Origin of the sequence: Microvirga massiliensis (genome assembly GCF_001006805.1) — a bacterium.
GTDB classification, from domain to species: Bacteria; Pseudomonadota; Alphaproteobacteria; order Rhizobiales; family Beijerinckiaceae; genus Microvirga; species Microvirga massiliensis.
In genome coordinates, this window is sequence record NZ_LN811354.1 from 26,518 (window position 1) to 43,942 (window position 17,425).

16 protein-coding genes and 1 pseudogene are annotated in these 17,425 nt (G+C 63.1%); 5 read left to right on the forward strand and 12 right to left on the reverse strand.

Annotated elements, in window-relative coordinates; genetic code table 11:
- Nucleotides 1-22: 22 nt before the first annotated feature.
- The 3 genes and pseudogenes from BN1233_RS16125 to BN1233_RS16135 form a co-directional block, all read right to left on the reverse strand.
- Nucleotides 23-1,405: an aspartate aminotransferase family protein gene (locus BN1233_RS16125; RefSeq protein WP_046864654.1), complete on the reverse strand. Its 1,383-nt coding sequence runs from the start codon at nucleotides 1,403-1,405 to the stop codon at nucleotides 23-25.
- Nucleotides 1,406-1,593: 188 nt separating this feature from the next.
- Nucleotides 1,594-3,144: an amidase family protein gene (locus tag BN1233_RS16130; protein ID WP_048708158.1), complete on the reverse strand. Its 1,551-nt coding sequence runs from the start codon at nucleotides 3,142-3,144 to the stop codon at nucleotides 1,594-1,596.
- A 171-nt stretch (nucleotides 3,145-3,315) separates the two neighbouring features.
- Nucleotides 3,316-4,261, reverse strand: a pseudogene (locus BN1233_RS16135) (homocysteine S-methyltransferase family protein).
- Between the two features lie 294 nt (nucleotides 4,262-4,555).
- Between BN1233_RS16135 and BN1233_RS16140 the strand changes: the two are divergent.
- The 3 genes from BN1233_RS16140 (at nucleotide 4,556) to BN1233_RS16155 (ending at nucleotide 7,735) form a co-directional block, all read left to right on the forward strand.
- On the forward strand, nucleotides 4,556-5,581 hold the full coding sequence (locus tag BN1233_RS16140; RefSeq protein ID WP_052763815.1) for a caspase family protein: 1,026 nt from the start codon (nucleotides 4,556-4,558) through the stop codon (nucleotides 5,579-5,581).
- 1,324 nt (nucleotides 5,582-6,905) lie between these two features.
- Nucleotides 6,906-7,343, forward strand: a complete 438-nt coding sequence (locus BN1233_RS16150; RefSeq protein ID WP_052763816.1) for a DUF992 domain-containing protein — start codon at nucleotides 6,906-6,908, stop codon at nucleotides 7,341-7,343.
- An 86-nt stretch (nucleotides 7,344-7,429) separates the two neighbouring features.
- The gene (locus BN1233_RS16155; RefSeq protein WP_046864657.1) at nucleotides 7,430-7,735 is read left to right on the forward strand and encodes an MliC family protein; all 306 of its coding nucleotides are present in this window, start codon (nucleotides 7,430-7,432) and stop codon (nucleotides 7,733-7,735) included.
- 62 nt (nucleotides 7,736-7,797) lie between these two features.
- Here the strand turns inward: BN1233_RS16155 and BN1233_RS16160 are convergent, their stop codons facing one another.
- From BN1233_RS16160 to BN1233_RS16185, 6 genes are all read right to left on the reverse strand, one after another.
- Entirely contained in the window at nucleotides 7,798-8,550 is a 753-nt protein-coding gene (locus BN1233_RS16160) for an extensin-like domain-containing protein (protein ID WP_048708156.1), read from the reverse strand.
- 137 nt (nucleotides 8,551-8,687) lie between these two features.
- Nucleotides 8,688-8,948 (reverse strand): DUF1127 domain-containing protein, encoded by a 261-nt coding sequence (locus BN1233_RS16165; protein WP_046864659.1) that lies wholly within the window; start codon nucleotides 8,946-8,948, stop codon nucleotides 8,688-8,690.
- 160 nt (nucleotides 8,949-9,108) lie between these two features.
- Nucleotides 9,109-10,149 (reverse strand): DNA polymerase IV, encoded by a 1,041-nt coding sequence (gene dinB / locus BN1233_RS16170; RefSeq protein ID WP_244470720.1) that lies wholly within the window; start codon nucleotides 10,147-10,149, stop codon nucleotides 9,109-9,111.
- Nucleotides 10,150-10,312: 163 nt separating this feature from the next.
- A complete protein-coding gene (locus tag BN1233_RS16175; protein WP_046864660.1) occupies nucleotides 10,313-10,975 on the reverse strand; it encodes an SOS response-associated peptidase in 663 nt (220 codons plus the stop codon).
- Entirely contained in the window at nucleotides 10,950-11,252 is a 303-nt protein-coding gene (locus tag BN1233_RS48390; protein WP_046864661.1) for a hypothetical protein, read from the reverse strand. The genes BN1233_RS16175 and BN1233_RS48390 overlap by 26 nt, the downstream gene beginning before the upstream one ends.
- A gap of 122 nt (nucleotides 11,253-11,374) precedes the next feature.
- Nucleotides 11,375-11,866: a MarR family winged helix-turn-helix transcriptional regulator gene (locus BN1233_RS16185; protein ID WP_046864662.1), complete on the reverse strand. Its 492-nt coding sequence runs from the start codon at nucleotides 11,864-11,866 to the stop codon at nucleotides 11,375-11,377.
- 168 nt (nucleotides 11,867-12,034) lie between these two features.
- On the opposite strand from BN1233_RS16185, the gene BN1233_RS16190 reads away from it, so the two are divergent.
- Together BN1233_RS16190 and BN1233_RS16195 are read left to right on the forward strand one after the other, a co-directional pair.
- Complete coding sequence (locus BN1233_RS16190; RefSeq protein ID WP_046864663.1) at nucleotides 12,035-13,660, forward strand: long-chain-fatty-acid--CoA ligase; 1,626 nt, start codon at nucleotides 12,035-12,037, stop codon at nucleotides 13,658-13,660.
- A 91-nt stretch (nucleotides 13,661-13,751) separates the two neighbouring features.
- A complete protein-coding gene (locus BN1233_RS16195; protein WP_046864664.1) occupies nucleotides 13,752-14,528 on the forward strand; it encodes a DUF1499 domain-containing protein in 777 nt (258 codons plus the stop codon).
- A 66-nt stretch (nucleotides 14,529-14,594) separates the two neighbouring features.
- Here the strand turns inward: BN1233_RS16195 and BN1233_RS16200 are convergent, their stop codons facing one another.
- The 3 genes from BN1233_RS16200 to BN1233_RS16205 all read right to left on the reverse strand — a co-directional run bounded on the left by BN1233_RS16200 (nucleotide 14,595) and on the right by BN1233_RS16205 (nucleotide 17,339).
- Entirely contained in the window at nucleotides 14,595-15,683 is a 1,089-nt protein-coding gene (locus tag BN1233_RS16200) for a TRAP transporter substrate-binding protein (protein ID WP_046864665.1), read from the reverse strand.
- 253 nt (nucleotides 15,684-15,936) lie between these two features.
- On the reverse strand, nucleotides 15,937-16,086 hold the full coding sequence (locus tag BN1233_RS46960) for a hypothetical protein (protein ID WP_154678268.1): 150 nt from the start codon (nucleotides 16,084-16,086) through the stop codon (nucleotides 15,937-15,939).
- Between the two features lie 407 nt (nucleotides 16,087-16,493).
- Nucleotides 16,494-17,339, reverse strand: a complete 846-nt coding sequence (locus BN1233_RS16205; RefSeq protein ID WP_063776640.1) for a S1 family peptidase — start codon at nucleotides 17,337-17,339, stop codon at nucleotides 16,494-16,496.
- Nucleotides 17,340-17,425: the final 86 nt, after the last annotated feature.

The following is a 17,425-nucleotide window of genomic DNA, read 5'->3' on the forward strand; positions in this document are numbered from 1 at the left end:
CGAGGCGCTGCGCGAGCCGATATTACGCCGCCTTCAACCCCTCGCGGCTCACCCAGTCCGCTGTCCGGTCGAGGGCGCGTGCGAGCCGGTCGAAGAGTTCCCCGATTTCCGACTCGCTGATGACGAGGGGCGGACAGACCGCGAGCCGGTCCCCAAACAGGGCCCGCACGATGAGGCCTTCCTCCTGCGCGAAGGAAACGGCCCGGGCGGCCACGCCGTTGGCCGGGTCGAACTGTTGCTTGGTCTTCTTGTCGGCCACGATCTCGAGCCCGCCGATGAGGCCGATGCCGCGCGCCTCGCCGACCAGCGGGTGTTCGGCGAGTGCCGAGAGCCGCTTCTGGAAGAAAGGTTCGCTGGCCGCAGCCTTCTCGATGATCCGGTCCCGCTTGTAGATCTCGAGGGTCTTGTTCGCGACCGCAGCAGCGACGGGATGGCCCGAATAGGTAAAGCCGTGTCCGAATGTCCCGAGCTTACGGCTCTCGTCGAGCATCGCCTGGTACATCGTTTCCGGAATCATGACGCCGCCGAGGGGCAGATATCCCGAGGTGACCGCCTTCGCGAAGGAGAGGGTATCGGGCCGCAGGCCGTAGCGCTCCGACCCGAACATCGTCCCGAGGCGCCCGAAGCCGGTGATCACCTCGTCCGAGATGAAGAGCACATCGTATTTGTCGAGAACGGCCTGGATCTTCTCGAAGTACGTCTTCGGTGGCAGCACGGCTCCGCCGGCGCCCATGACGGGCTCGGCGATGAAGGCCGCGACGGTGTCCGGTCCTTCGCGAAGAATCTGCTCCTCGAGCTCCGCCGCCATGCGCGAGGCGAACTCCTCCTCGGTCTCTCCGTCCAGCCCGAAGCGGTAGTAGTGCGGGCAGGAGGTGTGGATGATGTTGGCGATCGGCAGATCGAAATCGTTGTGGTTCGCCGGCAGGCCGGTGAGCGATGCCGATGCGATGGTCACGCCGTGATAGCCGCGCAGCCGCGCGATGATTTTCTTCTTCTGCGGCCGTCCGAGCGCATTGTTCATGTACCAGACGAGCTTCACCTGCGTGTCGTTCGCCTCAGAACCGGACGAGCAGAAGAACACCTTCGAGACCGGCATCGGCGCGATCTCCTTCAGGCGTTCGGCGAGCTCGATCGCCGGATCATGGCTGCGCCCGGAGAAGAGATGCGTGAAAGGCAGCTTGAGCATCTGCTCGCGCGCGACCTCGGCGAGCTCATGGTTCGAATAGCCGAGCGAGGTGCACCAGAGGCCGGCGAGACCCTCGATATAGGGACGCCCGTCCGTGTCGTAGACCCAGACTCCTTCGCCGCGCTCGAGCACGAGCGGGCCGGTCTCCCGAAAGGAGGCGAGCTGAGTATAGGGGTGGATCAGGGTTTCGACGTCGCGGGTCGCAAGATTCGAGAGCAAGACAACCTCCAAAGGATTGGCCGCAAGTTAGCCGAACGGCGACCTCGCTCCAAGGGAACCCTTGGAACAAGATCCGATCCTCCTGCGACAGGTGAAGAGCTGGCGCCCGTGATGGGCACGAGCGTGGATTGCCTCCTGCGGTTTTCCATACCGCATGTGAGGCAGCGGATTCGATCCCGGATGGCTACCTACGAGGCCGGCCTGGCCCGTTGGGTATCCTCCAGCATACGCGGCGGTAGGTAACGGCAGCCGAGATCCTCGAGCATCTGCGCAACTGCGATCGCCGTGAGATCCTCGCCGCGAGCAGCGATCACCTGGACCCCGGCGGGCAGGCCGCCCGTCATTGTCACCGGGGCGGAAACGGCAGGCAGATCGGCGCTCGAGGCCGGCGATGCCCAGCAGAGGAAATCGAGATAGGGCCGCGCCGTGCCGCCGATATCGAGCACGCGCGCATGCACATCCGGGCCGTGATCATGCGGGATCGCCTGAACCGGCGCGGGAGGACACAACACGACGTCCACTCTCGTGAAGAGGCGCGCCCAGAGCGCCTCCATCCTCTGCTTGCGCGCTTTGACCTGCTGGTAGAGCCCCGGGGTCATGCTGGCGCCACGGGCCTGGAGCGCCCGGTGCGACAAATCTCCCGGTAACGCGCCGGCCGCAGCCTGCTGGAGGCGGTCGCGCACCTTCGCGGGCAGCGAGGCGGCGACGATCGCATGGTTCAGCAGGCTGAAGATCTCGAAGGCCTCTTCGAATCGGACCGGCCGGACCGGTTCGACGATTGCGCCGGCGGCTTCGAGCCGTCGCGCCGCCTCCGGGACGGCGTCTGAGACCGCGGGAGCGACCGGCGCGAAGGGCTCGTCGAGCCAGAGACCGACGCGAAGCCCCTTCGGTCTGGTACGCCTCGGAGGCGCGAGCGATGCACCGGCCGACGATGTTTCACCCGAGCCGGCGAGAACCGGGAGAATCAGCGCGAGGTCCGCCGCACTGCGCGTCAGTGGCCCTGCGACCATGAGATCGGGGTTGCGCGGCGTGCGCCGCTGCAGAACCGGCGGCACATGGCCCCAGAGGGGGACGAGGTTCCAGGTAGTCTTCAGACCATAGATCCCGCAGGCATGGGCAGGCCAACGGATCGAGCCGCCGAGGTCCGACCCGAGCTCGAATGTGCTCATGCCGGTCGCAATCGCCGCTGCCGCCCCGCCGGAGGATCCTCCGGGCGACCGCGCCGTGTCATGCGGATTGGTGCTCGCGCCGAAGATCGGGTTGTTGGTCTGGAAGTCGGCCGTGAAGGCCGGGACGTTCGATTTCCCGAGGATGACGGCCCCGGCGGACCGCAGGCGCGCCACCGCCGTCGCATCGGTCTCCGGGACGCGATCTCGATAGATCGGAGCGCCTGCGGTCGAGCGGAGCCCTGCAACGTCGAAGGAATCCTTGATCGTCACCACGAGGCCCTCGAGAGGCCGCGCCTCTCCGCGGTCGATTCGGTGTTCCGACTCGCGTGCGGCTGTCGTGGCCCGCTCGGCATCGAGGGCGACGACCGCATTCAGGATCGGATTTACCATGGAGATCCGGTCGAGAGTTGCTGACAGAAGCTCCAGCGGCGACAATTCCTTTCGAAGGAGACGATCACGCAGGGCGGCAGCGGGAAGAGTGAGAATATCCATTCCGCTGCTGTAGCCGAAATTCTCACCGCTGCGCAGCCCACGCGAGGTCTCGCGATCCGGGGCGGAATAAGGCTGCATTCCGGCTTGCTATGCATCGGAGCCCGCGCCTCCGGAAATCCTCTCGCGGCGCCGATTAGAGCCGGTCTCGAGGGCCAGCCGCCGCTCTATGTGGCGGCTGGCCCTCGATTTCGGAACCTTCGGTAGCCGGGGATCATGCCGGGCCGATGGTCAAGGGCCTGCTCATGGCCATCATAAGGTTGACATGCACGCCTCACAGATCGCTGCGACATGGCGGTGATCGGTGCCACAGCAGCCCCCGACGACGCACAGCCCTTTGAGAGACCGGCGCAGATCGCGGTAGCGGCGACCGAGATCGTTTGGATCACCGGCATCGAGCTCGGTGGCGGCATCGAGCTCCGCATGGCTCATTGTCGAGGCATTGGCGCGCAGGCCGCGAATGCGATCGAGCCAGAGCCCACCGGCCGCCAAGGCGCTTTCGAAGCGGGTCGGATGCGCGCAGTTGACCATATAATAGGCCAGTGCCACCCCGCTCGCGCGGTCGACGGCCTCGATCGCTTCCTGCAGGGTATCGCCCGAGGGAAGCCTGCCATCCGTTTCGACCGTGAAAGAGATCACGGCTGGCACGCCGTTCGCAGCCGCAGCGCGGGCGATGCCGATCGCTTCCTCGGGATAGGTCATTGTGATGGCACTCACCATATCGGCCCCACCTGCGCGCAGGGCCTCGACCTGCGGGTGGTGGTAGCGCTCGGCTTCGATCGCGCTCATGCGCGTTTCCACCTTGTAGCCGTCGCCGCGGGGTCCGAGCACGCCGTTGACGATGATCGGTGCAGCCATGCCGGAATAGGCGCTCCTCAACTCCAGGGCGAATTCGACGGAGGCCCGGTTGATGCGCACTAAGGCTTCCGGCGAATAGCCGAGCGTCTTCCCCCAATCGGCATTGGCCCGCCATGTCGGCGTATCGAGGACGAACCCGACGTGCCGTGTGGCGGCGATATCGAGATAGGGGCGGAAGTAGCGCCGAAGCGTCTCCCGACCTTGGTCGTGGGTGACGAACGGAAAGGCCGAAGGCGGGGAGATCGACCCTCTCGAGAAAGACGAGCGTAGTCTCCAGGCCACCATCCGTCAGGAAAATCTCGCCCGAAAGCTGCGGAAGTGCATTCTGCTGCTGCAACACGATCGATCCTCCTCGTGTCCGACGAGCCGGATCGTGTCCCTCGGTTCGCTCTCGTTCCGTGATCCAGGTCACGCCGCGCCAGCCATTGCCCTGGAGCAGCCTTGCAACTTGAGCAATGTCTCTCGAGTGCGCCGAAGTTGCACGATTTCAACGGTTCGGAACTTCAGGCAGTCGGGCGGCCACAGCAGCGGGGATAGCTTGGTTCGAAACGGATCTCCTCTTTGATTGGCAGCCTCCATTTTGGGAAAGCAGCCATTTTGCGATAACATTACTGTGGAATGTGGAGGATAACCGATGAGAGGGCCTTGGGTGAGGCTTCTCGCATTCGTTTGGATTGTCTTCGCAGGATCGATTGCGGTTGCAGAGGCGCAAGAGGTCCGGATCGCTCTGGTCATCGGCAATAGTGGCTATGCCGCAGTCGGCCACCTGCCGAACGCGGAACGTGATGCAGCAACGATCGCGCAAACGCTCCGAGACGTTGGCTTCAAGACCGTGCGAGTCGCCAGTGATTTGAACTCCTCCGAGATGCGCCGCATCTTCCGTGATTTCGGAGCCGAGGCCGAGAAGGCGGATTGGGCTGTCGTTTATTATGCAGGGCATGGTATCGAGGTTGGTGGGACCAATTACCTGATCCCGGTGGATGCGCGCCTGAAAAGCGACCGGGATGTGGTGTTCGAAGCCTTGCCCCTGGATCAGGTCATCACGAGCATCGAGGGCGCACGTAAACTGCGGCTGATCATCCTTGATGCATGCCGCGACAACCCCTTCCTCAACCAGATGACGCGGTCGGTTGCTACCCGTTCCATTGGGCGCGGGCTCGCGCGGATCGAGCCTGAGGGCGGCACATTGGTCGCGTATGCAGCGAAAGCCGGACAGGTTGCGTTCGATGGTGGCGGCGAGAACAGCCCATTCGTGGCGGCACTCGCGAGGCGCATCAAAGAGCCCGGCCTCGAGATCAGCATGGTGTTCCGGGCCGTGCGGGATGACGTGCTCGCAGCCACGAACAAGCGGCAGGAGCCGTTCGTCTATGGATCGTTGCCCAACGAGGCCTTCTATTTCAGGCCGATTTCTCCCTCGGACGCGCAAGCCAAGCTACCGTCTGATCCTGCGTCCTCTGCTTCTTTGCCATCTGTGAGTCCACCTGCTGCTAATCCCCAGGTATCGCCGCGCCCAAAGCCGCCCAGAGTCCCTAGCACCACCAAGATCGTTCCCGAGGAGAGGCAGCGCGCTTCCAATCAACGGCCCAGTCCCCCTCGAGCCGGTATCTCGACGCCTCCGAAGAATTGCTTCACCTTCAATGGCCGATCGTATTGCGAGTGAGCAAGATCGCGGCTCCGGATCATCTCGAAGCGAGAATATTCCCTTTGATGACCTGACATGTCTGTCGGAGGGGTGTCGCGGCTCCCCGCCCTGCAAAGCGTTCAACCGACATCTGGCACACATACCCGTTGTTCGTCGGGGTAATCGTGATGGATTGGCGAATGCGATTCCCCCGTCGGTTCGTCCACTCACGAGCTATCCCCGAGCCGGTCCAGCGGTAGGACGCGCTATGGCCATCGCCTTGGCCTTCCTCGTCGCTGACACTTTCGCGGCTTCGCGCGTTTTCCGGGCGGGAGCTCTGCCGGTTGAAGCGATGAAAAATCCGGCCCTTCGTGGAGAAGTAGATGCGGTCGCTCCAGGTCTGTTGAAAGCTTCCGCTGCGCCGAGTGGTGACCATCTCCTGGTAATCGGCGGCGATGGAGTAACCTTCGAGATCTGCGAAACGCGGAGTTTGGGAAGCTGCGGACTGAAGGTGACCAAGTGTCCAGAGTGTCACAAGAAGCGAGCAGGATGAAAGCTTATGCATGGGTTCACCTGTGGTGAATCAAGTTCCACCGGACGCCCAGCCATGGCAAGAGGCTTCGTTAAGAACTTCGCGGGCTCGCTCGTTGCCCTTTGACGGTCGGATTTTGACGATGCACGCGTCATGGAAGAATGCCGATCGAGAGACTCGTCGGTCGGGAGATACGGCAGCGCGATGATCGCGCGTGGGCTTTTGCTTTCCGTCCTCTTCAGGCCCTCTCCGTTATCGCGAGCGGAGCGTGGCAACCCAGACGTCGGCGCCCGTTCACTAGTTCGCTTCTGCGTTCGCAATGGCGGGGTGGGGCCGGCGCTACTCCGTTTCCGGCCCTGCACCACCCGCTCTCACGCCCTCCTCGTCATTGCGAACGAAGTGAAGCAATCCAGCGGCGCACTCGTCGATGGGTAGATTGCTTCGCCTGCGGCTCGCAAGGACGGTGAGGCAACGGGGTGGGATGTGTCTGGGAGCCTACGGCCGCGAGAACGGAAGTGGATCCGCCTCAGGATGAAACACTGCTCCTGCGGCCCCAACCAAGGACGGAGAGCTACCACTCAGGCTGGGTTGCTGCAGCATCCGGCATCATTCTCGGGATTGGTATGTATGACGTCACGACGATGAGCTCATCCCGGTCCAACCGCCATCAGCGATCCGTGATTCCTCGCGCGGAGGCTTTCTCCACAGGTTAAGCCAAGCGCTGGAACGTTTGAGCTGCGTCGCGAGTTCAACCCTGACGGTATCCGCAAGGGGAAAGCTGTCATGTCGCCTTCCACATTCTTAAGGTGCGCTCTTGCCGGAGCGTGCATAATGGCTGGCGGGAGCGCCGTCGCCCAAAACGTCAAGGTCGGCACGTTGAACTGTGACGTCTCCGGGGGGCTCGGGATGATCATCGCTTCCCAGCAGGAGATCGTCTGCACCTTTGCCGGCGCCAACAGCCCGCCCGAGGCCTACACGGGTGTCATCCGCCGATTCGGGCTGGACCTCGGAGTAACAACTCCTGGTCAACTGGTCTGGGCAGTCTTTGCACCCGCTGCTGCTCCCTTCGCACCGGGAGCCTTGGCGGGCAACTATGTCGGTCCCAGCGCGGAGGCGACCCTCGGGGCCGGGCTCGGCGCCAATGTTCTGGTCGGCGGCGGTCCGCGGTCCTTCGCCCTGCAGCCACTTTCGGTCGAGGGCCAAGCCGGCATTAGCGTGGCGGCGGGAGTGGCCGACCTCGAACTTCGTCCGGTTCGGCTCGTGCGCTGATGGTTCGGGAAATTGCGTCGGTGGGAAAGTTTACTGGCGGAGGCGACCGCCGTTCAATGTGATCGCTCGACACGCTGAAACCGGTCATGCTCCGTTTCATCGGCCTCATTGTGCTTTCACTTTTCGCGAGTGCGGCATGCGCTACGGAGGTCCGCTACGCCTGTGCGGATGGCACGTGGCTGACCGTGATCTTCTCCCCTCCAGGAGCAGTGCCGGGATCAGCGCAATTGGCCGTTGCAGGATCATCCACCGGGATCACCTTGCCCCAGGTGCTCTCGGCGGACGGTGGCCGTTACGCGAACGATGACACCGAGTTCTGGATTAAGGGAAACCAGGCTCGACTGACGCTCGCAGGGAGCAGCACCACCTGCGAAGCAAGACAGGCGCCATGACGCCTGAAAGCGAGCTGTTTCGCGAAAGAGGCCGCTGGATATCGCAACCAGAATCGTGAGCCCTATTGGCAGATGCGGTAGCGGTCGGTCGATCCGTGCTGCAGGATGTCGACGTGGAGGTGATCCCGATGGGCCTCGTCCGACCCGGGACCGAGGATGGTCGTGAACCACCCACAGGCGGCGGTGCGCAGGGCTGCGAGAGCAGGATCCGGCTTTGAGTCAGGTTCTTGCCCGAGCCGCAAAGTCAATCCGTTCGTGAGCTCGAACCCTGCAATGTCGATCGCGATCCCCTCCGCATGAGCGGACAGCTTGCCTGTCTGGGACCGATTCCGGTTGCGGCACTCGAAGCCGGGTCCGGTGCGGATTGCCTTCAAATCGCTGCCCTTGATGCCGATGATGACGGGAGCTACCAGGTCTCCGATCCAGTGCCCGAGACGGTCGGCGAAGCGACAGGCGAGCACGGGTTGCTCGGTCAATCGGACGGCTGATCCAGGTTTGGAGGGGACGGGAACGGCCTTGAGGCGGACCGGCATCTCGATCCTGCACTCGTCTTTTGAAACCTGCGGCTGCTCGGCAGATTCAATGTCGAACCCGGCTGCCCGCAAGGAAGTCAGGCAGGTGTCGGTCTCCGGAGGGGCGGCCTGCGGCGTATCCACCTTCACCGCTGGAGGTGGCGTCTCGCGTCGTGGCCCGGGAGGCGTCATGGGCGAAGGAGCCTCCGTGGGACGCCGGGGCGGCACAGGAGGCTCACGCTGCGCCATGCCCGCGCTGGCGCTCAGGATGAAGGTGATTGCAGCAATGAGCCTGAGGAACACCGGAATTCCCGCATAACCTTCAGGACCAACTCATCACCTTCGTAAGAGTTCGGCGGACCGATCCGATCCAAGAGCCGGGCGCTTCACGTGAAGCGCCCGGAGCGGCACGCTCGGCTCAATGCTCCGACGCCCGAAGATCATCCCTCGGAGTCGATCCGACCGAACCGGCCGTGCTCCACGATCCAGGCAATCTCCGATCGCGTGATGCCGAGATCTTTCAGGAGATGATCCGGCATCTCCAGCAATCCGCAGCGGGCACGGCGCAAGGCAGCACGGCGGCTTGCGCTTGCAATCAGAGCGTAGACACGACTCGCAAGCCGCTTCACCGCGATACTGCCTGTATGCGCTTCGTGATCCGTGAGGTTTCGGAATTCCACAGCATGGCTCAGCGTGGACATGATCGTACTCCGTGGTTCCGTGCAGCCATTCGCAACGGCTGTCCCGAGCAGGGGGACACCTTGCCAGTGTGGCTCGACGCAGTCCGTGAGCTATCTCACGCAATGAACGTGCCGAGCGCACTCACGGGAGGGGATTACACGATCTGGCTCGAACTCTCGCTCACAGAGCGAGCGGCAGTTGCCGGACTGCGGGCTCTTCGTCGGTGTTCAGCGACGACAGGGTGACCCCGAGGAGGCGCACGCCTTTGCGCATCGGAAGGAGCGCAGAGAGGAGCTCCAGGCTAATCATCTCGAGCACCGATCGGCTCTCGACAAGGTCGCTCAAAGAGCGGCTGCGCGTGATCTGCTCGAAATCCGCGAACTTCACCTTCAGGGTAATCGTCCGGCCACGAGTGCCCGCCTGTTCACAATGCCGCCAGACCTTGTCGAGGATCGGCTGAAGCTCGACCCGCATTTCCTCAAACTGGGTCAGATCCTTCTCGAATGTGTTCTCGGCCCCCACCGATTTGCGGATCCGGTCCGGGCGGACCGGGCGCTGGTCGATGCCACGGGCAATCGAATGATAGTAGGTTCCGGCCTTGCCGAACCGCTCCTGCAGGAAGGCAAGGGTCTGGGCCTTCAGATCGCTTCCGGTGAAGATTCCGAGCCGGTTCATCTTAGCGGCGGTGGCGGGGCCGATGCCGTGGAACTTGCCGACCGGAAGTGCCTCGACGAAGGCGGGTCCCATCTCGGGCGTGATCACGAACAGCCCATCCGGCTTGCGTTGGTCCGAGGCCATCTTGGCCAGGAACTTGTTGTAGGATACCCCGGCCGAGGCGGTGAGATGAGTCTCTTCCCGGATCCGGGCCCGGATTTCCTGCGCGATCCGGGTAGCAAAAGGAATGTCCTTCAGGTTCTCCGTCACGTCGAGATAAGCCTCGTCGAGCGAGAGCGGCTCGATCAGCGGTGTGTATTCGGCGAAGATCTCCCGGATCTGGCGTGAGATCGCCCGATAGACGTCGAAACGGGGCGCCACGAAGATGAGATCCGGGCATTTCCGCCGGGCGGTGACGGAGGCCATCGCGGAATGGATGCCGAAGCGGCGGGCCTCGTAACTTGCTGCCGCAACCACCCCACGCGCGCGTGAACCACCGACCGCGACGGGCTTGCCGCGCAGTTCCGGACGGTCGCGCTGCTCGACCGACGCGTAGAAGGCATCCATGTCGATATGAATGATCTTGCGCGGTCGCTTCAGCGCGCTGCTTCCCGTCTCGGCAGCATCCGGGAGGGTGTCGGACGGAGCGTGGTCGAACTTCGACATCTTCTCGTTCAGGCCGGCACGCCAACTTTCGGAGGCTGCTCCAACCATTGCAGCCTGGTCCGCGCTACGCTGCGATGCCATCCGACCGCTCGCCTCGGGCGACGATCCGGAGAGCATCATCCGGGAGCGGGCGCTGGAGTTTCAGCGCTTCTTCGGCCGGTGCAGTCATCCAGGTCTCGAACTCATCCTCGTCCCTGAGAATGACTGGCATGGCCTTGGGGTGAATGGGACCGACGACACCGTTGGCATCGGTCGTCAGAAAGGCGAACAGGTTCGCGTTCACCTCGCCCTCCTTGATCTTTCGCACGGACGTCCAGTTGGTCCAGATCCCGGCGAAGAACAGGAGAGGGCGCTCCTCATTCGCGGCGAACCAGACCGGCACTTTCCTGCCGTTGGCCCCGGTCGCATATTCGCTGAAGCTCGTGAAAGGCACGAGACACCGGTTCTCCACGCCGAGCCACCTGCGCCAGTGTGGCGACTTCACGTTCCGCACGTTCGTGACGCCCGGATCCGTGCTGCGGCCCTTGAGGGCAAAGGCGGGCGAGGGCATCCCCCAGCGCAACATCGCGAGTTCCCGCACGCCATCCTGGGCCGTGCGCACGACCGGGGCGGCGGTATCGGGAAAAATTCCCGGCATTATCGGCAGGTTACCCGTCGTATCCCGCATTGCCTTCGACAGCTGCCGAATGGCGTCCTGGCTCTTAGTCAGGGAATAGAGATTGCACACCGGTGAATACCTCCGGGCTCCTGAGGCCGGATCCGGCCGGATTGGCCTTCCCGCGCGAAAACCTCCCCCGGATATAGCCGAAGGAGAGCAGGGACCGAGCCTTCGCGAGCTCGGACTCGAGAGAGGCATTGGCGATGACGAGCGCCTTCACGGCTGCTCGTACATCACCATCACAGGCTGAGATCGCCTGATCCGGCGCCTCCTCGAGGCATTCGATGTCGTTCGTCATGGCAGGCTCGGGCACATGGGTCTCCGTCGGTTTCCAGAATGCTGCCAAGACTCGCTCCGGCAGGCGAGTACTTTGTTCTCTTTTCGTTCGCTTATCTGTGGAAGCGAAGCGAAGAAGTCCGCTCGCTCGGACGGCGCATCTGCGGCGTCGCTGGCAGCCGATAAATGCGCTTAGAGTTCGGCCCTGGCTTCCGGCTCGTCCTCCGCCATCCGCGCCCGATCTCTCCAGGCGAGCACGATGCGTTCGAGGTCGGCAAGATCGGAAGCATGCAACCGGCCGAGTGTCCGCGCGACATAGGCCCGTTGAGCGGCCATTCCGCGCTCGGCGAGATCACGTCCCTTGGCGGTCAGAAACAGGGCATTGGAACGTCGGTCGCTCGGGATCGGCCGTCGCTCGACGAGACTCGCCTCGACCATCCGGTCGAGCAGCCCCGACACGTTGCCCTTCGTGACATAGAGGCGCTCCGCGAGTTCCTGCTGGCTCACGCCCTCCTGCTCCGTCAATGTCGAGAGGAGGTCGAACTGGGGAATCGATAGCCCGATCGCCTTGAGTTCGTTGGCGACCGCGTTCGAGGCCCGCCGATGGAGGCGCACGAAGCGGAACCAGATCCGCAACGGGTCGGGCTCAGGGTTCTCGCGGGTATGGGGAGCAAGAACGGCCATGGCTTTGCGCCTCCGATCGGACTGAACGCGAATACAACAGAACGCCGGCTTTGGCAGCCTGTGTCGCGGAGATCCAGTTACGATTCTATTGCAGCCCTTGGCGAGCCGCCCGACTTCCGTATTGTGGGATTCCAGAGCCACAGACGAATGGCTTTGACGGAGGAAGCTATGCTCGGCCTGATGCAGGATTGGCCTCTGCTGATCCATCGCGTGATCGACCACGCTGCAGTTCAGCACGGGAATCGTCTTGTGATCTCGCGCTCGGTCGAAGGCCCGATTCATACGATCACTTACGCGGAGGCGAGGGGACGGGCGCTCCGGCTCGCGAAGCGCCTGGATCGAGAGGGTATCCGCCTCGGGGACAGGGTCGCGACGCTCGCCTGGAACACTTGGCGCCACTTCGAGGCCTGGTACGGCATCACGGGCATCGGCGCGGTTTACCATACCGTCAATCCACGCCTGTTCGACGATCAGATCGTCTACATCCTGAACCATGCCGAGGATCGCCTGCTTCTCCTCGACCTGACATTCGTGCCTCTCGTCGAGAAGCTGCAGTCACGACTGCCGGGAATCGAGCGTTTCATCGTCCTCACCGACGCCGCTCACATGCCGGATACGACGCTGCGTAATGCCATGAGCTATGAGGAATGGCTCGGTGAAGCCGATGAGGACTTCGCATGGCGTCAGTTCGATGAGAACACGGCGGCAGGCTTGTGCTATACGTCCGGAACGACGGGCGAGCCCAAGGGAGTGCTCTACTCGCATCGCTCGAACCTGCTTCTGTCGCTCGCGGTCAACAACCCGGATTTCCTCGGTCTGTCGTGCCGCGATGTGGCAATGCCGGTGGTTCCGCTGTTTCACGCGAATGGCTGGTCCTTTGCCTTCTCGGCTCCGTTGGCGGGTGCAAGCCTCGTATTGCCCGGTGCGAAGCTCGATGGCGCTTCGGTCCATGAACTCCTGGAGACCTATCGCGTCACGATCACTGCCGGGGTGCCGACCGTCTGGTTCGGCCTCCTTCAGCACCTCGAAAAGTCGGGCGGGCGTCTCTCGACGCTTCAGCGCGTGGTCATCGGGGGCTCGGCCGCTCCACGGGCGATGACGGCCGCTTTCGAGGAGCGCTACGGCGTGACGGTCAATCATGCATGGGGCATGACCGAGATGAGCCCGCTCGGCTCCTTCTGCTCGATCAAGCCGGACTACGGGGCCCTCGATCGGGAGGCGCTCCTCGACCTCAAGATGAAACAGGGACATCCGCCGTTCGGAGTCGAGTTCCGCCTCACCAATGATGCCGGGCAGGATCTGCCGTGGGACGGATCCACCGTTGGGCGCCTGAAGGTGCGCGGCCCAGCGATCGCCAAGTCGTATTTTCGTCGGGACGACGAGATCCTCGACGAGCATGGCTTCTTCGACACGGGAGATGTCGTCACCATCGATCCCCATGGAATGATGCACATCACGGATCGCACGAAGGACATCATCAAGTCGGGAGGCGAATGGATTTCGTCGATCGAGCTCGAAAATCTCGCTGTGGGGCACCCCGATATCGCCGAGGCTGCGGTCATCGGTGTTCAGCATCCGAAATGGGACGAGCGCCCGCTCCTGATCATCGTTCCCAAGGAAGGGCGAACGCCGAAGCGGGAGGACGTGCTCGCCTTCATGGAGGATCGGATCGCACGCTGGTGGCTGCCCGAGGATGTCGTGTTCGTTAACGCCATCCCCCACACTGCGACGGGCAAGATTCAGAAGACCGCGCTGCGAGAGATGTTCCGCGAATACCGGCTCCCAGGGGCGTGAGGCGAACGAGCCGGCCCGACAAGGCCCCCTTGCCTGCACGTGACGGAAACCGTTCGAGCTGATATCGCCGTGAGGTCTGGAAGCTCGGGTGATGCGCCGTCTCATTATTGAAGAACCTGTTTCACGGCCGGCGCGCTGGTCGCCCATGGTGGCCGTGTTCGCATTGGCGGTCACCGGGCTCGCAGTGCTTCTCATTCGATTCCAATGGGTCGATTATCCGTCCGGCTTCGCCGCTTTGGGGGTCGGCCTCCTCCTCGCGCTGCTCGCCGTGCTGCTCGCGCTGATCGCGTTCGTCCGGATCTGGCAGGAGGGACGGCGCGGGCTCGGCAGCGCGATTCGGGGGCTTCTCCTCGCACTCGCGATTCTGGCCTATCCGGGCTTCTTCGCCCTGCAGGGGATACGTCTGCCGGCCATCAACGATGTCACGACGGATACCGAAAACCCGCCGGCTTTTTCCCGCTCCCGTGCGGTGCTCGAAGCACGCAAGGGGCACATTCCACCGGATGTGCCTGCCGAGTTCCGGGAGGCGCAACGCGAGGCTTATACCCGGATCGCACCACTCACGCTCGACGTGCCTCCGGAGGAGGCTTTCGAGCTCGTCAAGAAGGCTGCCGCAAAGCGCGGCTGGCGCGTCATCGAGGCGGTGCCGCCCGGTGGCAGGATGGGGATAGGCCATCTCGATGCCATCGCTCGGACGCTCGTGCTGCGCCTGCCGGACGACGTGACGGTTCGAGTCAGGCCGCGCGCCGACGGAACGCGGATCGATATCCGGTCCGCTTCGCGGATCGGGACGCACGATCTCGGCACGAATGCAGCCCGGGTGAGGGATTTCCTGGATGAGATTTCCAATCTGGCGCTCGCGTCATGATTGCGCCTTCCATGCAAAAAGGCCCCGGTGGTGGCACCGGGGCCTTTTCAGGATGATTGCCTCGTCTCAGCCGCGGGCGCGGGCGCGGATCATGAAGTTGTCGAAGGTGTATTCGGCGACCTGGAACCAGAGATATTCCTCGTTCCGGAAAGCCCGCATGTTGTCCCAGATCTTCTTGAAGTCGGGATTCTTGGCGCTCGTTTCCTCATAGACTTCGTTCGCCGCTTTGTATCCCGCCTCGAGCACCTCCTGCGGGAACGGGCGAAGCTGTGTGCCGGCCCCGACGAGGCGTCGAAGCGCTGCCGGGTTGCGAGCATCGTATTTCGCCTGCATGTCGATGTTCGCGTAGGCCGCTGCAGCCGTGACGATGGCCTGATAGTTCTTGGGCAGTTCCTTCCACTTCGCGGTATTGATCATGAAGTGGATGGTAGGCCCGCCCTCCCAGAATCCCGGATAGTAGTAGAAGGGCGCGACCTTGGCGAAGCCGAGCTTCTCGTCGTCATAGGGCCCGACCCACTCCGCCGCATCGATCGTCCCGCGCTCGAGTGCCGGATAGATGTCGCCGCCTGGGATCTGCTGCGGAACGGCCCCGAGTTTCGTCATAACCTCGCCGGCCAGTCCGGCGATGCGCATCTTGAGGCCTTGGATGTCGGAAACGGCCTTGATCTCCTTGCGAAACCAGCCGCCCATCTGGGTGCCCGTGTTTCCGCCCGGAAGCGCATAGATACTGTACTTGGTGTAGAACTCATTGAGGAGATCGTTCCCGCCCCCGTGATAGAGCCAGGCGTTCATCTGGCGGGAGTTGGGGCCGAACGGGACGGCCGTGCCGATCGCGAAGGTCGGGTCCTTGCCGAAATAATAGTACGAGCAGGTGTGGCCCATCTCGACGGTCCCGTTGCCGATGGCATCGAGAATCTGCGGAGTCCCGACGATTTCACCGGCTGCAAAGGGTTGGACCTGGAACTTCCCGTCCGTCGCCTCGGAGACGTATTTCGAGAACAGATCTGCTGCGCCATAGATCGTGTCGAGAGATTTCGGGAATCCCGACTGCAGGCGCCAGCGTATGTCTGGCATCGATTGAGCGATGGCGGGTGCTGCGAGTGTGGTTGCGGCGGCGCCGACCGCGGCGCTCTGCAGAAATTGACGGCGCTTCATACTTACTTACCTCCCAAGAAACGACAGCCGACCCTCTCGACCGTCATCCGGACGCATGAACGGTCCGGACCGGGAAAGCACGAGGTCGCTGAAGCCTCAGGGGACGGCACGCAAGCCGTCAGTCTCGCCTCTCCCGAAGGCTGTCACTCTACAGGGAAGTCGACCCGACCAGAAGCACTGGCGGGCAGCAACGCGCTACGACTAAGGTTTACCCTCGAGCCTCTGCGTTGGTTAAGGGAGGCTTGTAACCAGGTCAGGTCCAGGCTTCGGAAGCACAGACCAGCGTGAAGAGTCCGATGACGCCGCCGAGTTCTGCGACCGTTCGCAGAACGGGGACCGGATCGTCCGACAAGTAGGTCCATCCGCCGAGTGCGAGAACGATGAGCGAGGCCCACAAAGCCATGGGTATTCTCCCCTGGTTACATTCTCCCGAGCCCCAAACGCAGACCGCAACGATTTGTTCCCACGCAAACACCAGCCGCAACGGGCTAAGCTAGGCTCAGCCTGCCCGAGTTTGGTCGCGTTCAGGCTCCTTATTCTGAGGCGATCTCCGCTCAGGCCATGCGTACGAAAGAAAGCGAAAGTTTGGCAAAGCATACGGGCGACGTGTCCGTGCTGTGTCAATCGATCTCGTGCGAAGTGTCTCTCCCATTTCTGTCGATCACCGTACTCGCTGCAGGCCCCTCTGTGGGATGGAACAATACATCTGCCTAGATCACGCGATTCGATCGCAGATCCTGCATCTGCGGGATTCTTTACGATGCCACTCGAGGAATGACGTCTCGAGAAGGGATGCCGGCAGGCCGGCGATCAACGACTTATTCCGCGACCTTTGGCGCTGGATGAGCCTGAGGCCGACGTCCAGTTCTGTCCCGACAGATGCATGGTGCCGTCCACGACCCATTGAAGATGGTCCTGAATCGGCGTGATTGCCGTTAGTCCTCCACAGGCGGTTTGCTGGCGGGATGTCATCGCGCCACTGGACCAGCTCACGATGCCGACGAGTCGTGGGCCGAAAGCCGTTTCCACGAGCAGGGGGCCGCCCGAGTCACCACGGCAGGCGCCGGCTCCATCACTCTCGGCCAGCCGGTCGGGATCAGCCACGACGAAGACGTGATTCCTGACCCGAACGGGCCCTAATGCGACGAGTTGCGTCTCCCGGAGGACGCGCGCGGTGCCCTTGGCGCGCTCTCGCGTCACCCCGAACCCGGCAAGCGTCACGAATTCGCCCGTTCCGATCCGCGTCACTCCTGCAAGATCGATCGGCTGGAAGGAAGATCCGAGCGGCTGTCTCAGGCCCAAAAGCGCAAGGTCGACACCAGGCTGGGTGCGAGGTGTGGTCCCCTGAACGAATGTCGGATGCAGGAGGGCGGCCGAGACCCCGACGGCCTGTGCCCGGAACCTTCGATCGACGCCAACGACCTTGTAGGCGGCCGCGTCGACGACGCAATGCGCAGCCGTCAGCACGACGTCGGGGCGGACCAGGATTCCGGTGCAGAGTTCCCCAGCGGAATTCTCCACCCGAACGACGGCGCGCCGAAGACCATCCGGATCCCGCGAGACCCTCCCGCCCACAACGGCTCCTGCAGGAACTGCAAGGACCGAGCAGAACATTGCAGTCAAGGAGAAATGAACGAGACGAGAGAGCTTTTTCATGACGCCACTGTGGCGGCTCGTGGCCGTTTCATCAACCTAAGCCGAAACGCATATTCGGGTTCCCGGCATTCCTCCTTCGAGGGGAG

Excerpts from the sequence above, each read along its gene's own strand:
- BN1233_RS16190 (WP_046864663.1), top strand. The coding sequence starts at position 12,035 with ATGCTCGGCCTGATGCAGGATTGGCCTCTGCTGATCCATCGCGTGATC.
- BN1233_RS16165 (WP_046864659.1), bottom strand. The coding sequence starts at position 8,948 with ATGTCCACGCTGAGCCATGCTGTGGAATTCCGAAACCTCACGGATCAC.
- BN1233_RS16185 (WP_046864662.1), bottom strand. The coding sequence starts at position 11,866 with ATGGCCGTTCTTGCTCCCCATACCCGCGAGAACCCTGAGCCCGACCCG.
- BN1233_RS16140 (WP_052763815.1), top strand. The coding sequence starts at position 4,556 with ATGAGAGGGCCTTGGGTGAGGCTTCTCGCATTCGTTTGGATTGTCTTC.
- BN1233_RS16205 (WP_063776640.1), bottom strand. The coding sequence starts at position 17,339 with ATGAAAAAGCTCTCTCGTCTCGTTCATTTCTCCTTGACTGCAATGTTC.
- BN1233_RS16200 (WP_046864665.1), bottom strand. The coding sequence starts at position 15,683 with ATGAAGCGCCGTCAATTTCTGCAGAGCGCCGCGGTCGGCGCCGCCGCA.
- BN1233_RS16155 (WP_046864657.1), top strand. The coding sequence starts at position 7,430 with ATGCTCCGTTTCATCGGCCTCATTGTGCTTTCACTTTTCGCGAGTGCG.
- BN1233_RS16195 (WP_046864664.1), top strand. The coding sequence starts at position 13,752 with ATGCGCCGTCTCATTATTGAAGAACCTGTTTCACGGCCGGCGCGCTGG.
- BN1233_RS16150 (WP_052763816.1), top strand. The coding sequence starts at position 6,906 with ATGGCTGGCGGGAGCGCCGTCGCCCAAAACGTCAAGGTCGGCACGTTG.
- BN1233_RS16130 (WP_048708158.1), bottom strand. The coding sequence starts at position 3,144 with ATGCAGCCTTATTCCGCCCCGGATCGCGAGACCTCGCGTGGGCTGCGC.
- dinB (WP_244470720.1), bottom strand. The coding sequence starts at position 10,149 with ATGGATGCCTTCTACGCGTCGGTCGAGCAGCGCGACCGTCCGGAACTG.
- BN1233_RS46960 (WP_154678268.1), bottom strand. The coding sequence starts at position 16,086 with ATGGCTTTGTGGGCCTCGCTCATCGTTCTCGCACTCGGCGGATGGACC.